The sequence below is a fragment of the Caldimonas taiwanensis NBRC 104434 genome, from assembly GCF_001592165.1.
Taxonomy (GTDB): Bacteria; Pseudomonadota; Gammaproteobacteria; order Burkholderiales; family Burkholderiaceae_C; genus Caldimonas; species Caldimonas manganoxidans.
In genome coordinates this window covers 1-2,030 of sequence record NZ_BCWK01000059.1, presented here as the reverse complement: position 1 = coordinate 2,030, position 2,030 = coordinate 1, and the positions used below count along the sequence as shown (strand labels likewise).

Annotated in this window: 1 protein-coding gene; it reads right to left on the bottom strand. The window is 67.3% G+C overall.

The genetic code is table 11. The features are described 5' to 3' along the window. Positions 1-220: 220 nt before the first annotated feature. The coding region (locus CTA01S_RS16010; RefSeq protein WP_062196843.1) for a T6SS phospholipase effector Tle1-like catalytic domain-containing protein at positions 221-2,030 on the bottom strand (1,810 nt) is incomplete at its 5' end.

The window sequence follows — 2,030 nt, the reverse complement described above, 5'->3', positions numbered from 1 at the left end:
GCGTCATCGACGTGGCCGGCTACACCGTCCAGGTGTTGGATGTCGATGCCTTGCGCCGCTTGGCCGAGCCCCCGCTCGGAGAACCTGCGCCTGCCTGAGGCTTGCGCAAGCCGGCTCGCGGCGCCACGGCCATCGTTCCCGGCCCTCTTGGGCCTTTGGCAGATCGACGAACGGGCGTGGCTGGCTCCCCCGGGGGGCGCGGTTTGGCGAAGGGCGCGCCTCAAGCCGGCACGGCCTCGGGGTTTCGCACGGGCGCGCGCGTCAGCCGCAGCCGGTCTCCACCGGCATACACACGGCGAAAACGCAAGTACCCCCCGCCCAACTCAAACGGCTCGCGCCCGCGTGTGCGCATGGGTGGCACCTGTCCTGTGGCTTTGTAGTGCCGCACCCATTCCAGCTCTCGACGCCCCAAAGGCGCCGGTGGCAGCGGCTCGCCCCAGCGGCGCGCCCGTTCAAGCTGTTCCACATACTCGTCATACACCCGCACCCAGCGCTTCAGCCCGTCTTCGACCTGCGAGGCTTCCCAGCCCGACAGCTTGAACCATGCCCGCGAGTCGTGAATCAGCGTCTCGAACAAGGCGGCCACCGCCGGTGGCACGTCGGCACGGTCCCAGAACCCCGCAATGTCTTTCCACTCCTCGAAGCGCCCACTGTCCAAGCCCGGCACCTGCTGCGCTTCGGCACGCATGCAGGTGTCCAATACCTCGTCCCCACACCAGGCCGCCCCCCGCGCTTGCAGGCGCCGCCACTGCTCGAAGCGATCGATCTCCTCGCAAAACTCCCGGTCCGCGCTGAGAAGGTCGTTGCGGTCTTCCTGCCGCGCGCGCGCCAGCACCGGCATCTGGGCCACTTGCCCTGCCCAGCGACGTCGCCACAGCATGGCCAACTCCATCTGCGTACGCATGCAGGCGCGCAAAGGCGCCATGCCCGGGCGCGGGTACTGGCTGGCATACGCTTCGCTGGCTTCGATGTAGGCGTTGAAGGCTCTCAAGGTGTCCGAATCGATGAGGAAGCGTCGCTTTGCGGGTGACGTTGCCAACTCCAACTTCAACGGCACCCCATGCAGCCGCGCTTGCCGGTACATCTCGGCCAAAGGAATGCGCGACAGCAAGTCCGCGCCTTCCGGGTCGTTGCCGCGCCCTTGTTCGCCGGGCGCATAGCCGCCGCCCACATCCGAGTGCACCCCCGGATAGACGATCTCTTGGCAGTTCGGAGGCAGCACGCCACCCACCGAAATCGAGTCCAGCGCGAACGAGCGGCGCACCTCATGGGCCGAGACCAGGTGTGTGCATGCCACCCCCGCAGGAATGCGCAAGGACACTTCGGCGTCGGCCCAGGCGCCATGCCCGTCGGCCAGCAGGGTCAGGGGGGCCAGGCCCACGGAGGCTACCGTGTCGAACAAGCCCAAAAAATCGAATTGCACCGGAAAACCCGCCAGCGTGCGGCCGCTGCGGCCCAGCATGCGTGCATCCAGCTCGCACAAGGCCACGAACCAGTTGGCAAACGCCCGCGCTGCGGCCGCCCCGCGCGAAAACCCAAACGCGCTCACATACACATGGCGCACGATGCCCGGGTCGATGCGCTGCGGCCGCTGCGTCACGGGATCGACCATGTGCACACGCAGCGCCTCGTGCATGCGCTGCAAAATCCTGTGCCAATGCGCCATGATGTTGGCCGCTTGCGGCCCATCCTCGCTGGGCAACACGAAACGGGGCTCGGCGCGCAAGCCGTGGCGGTTCAAATCCGCCAATCTCGACAACTCTACGACCTCGGCATGCGTGACCAGACTCGTTTTGAGAAAGTACCGATGCACGGCATTGAGGGCCTGCGCCAAGGCCCACATCAAGCGCCGCTCGCCCCAGCGCGCCGCCGCCGAGCCCAGCAACCCATCCAGACCCCGGCCACTGTCGCCCAGCTCCTCAAAGGGCGTGCCCACCCCGGGAATGTAGATGCGAAAGTAGTTGGGATAGGCAGCCTCGTTCGGCCACCGTGCCCGCCCCTTCAACGCCGACTGCGGCGCGATCGTCTGG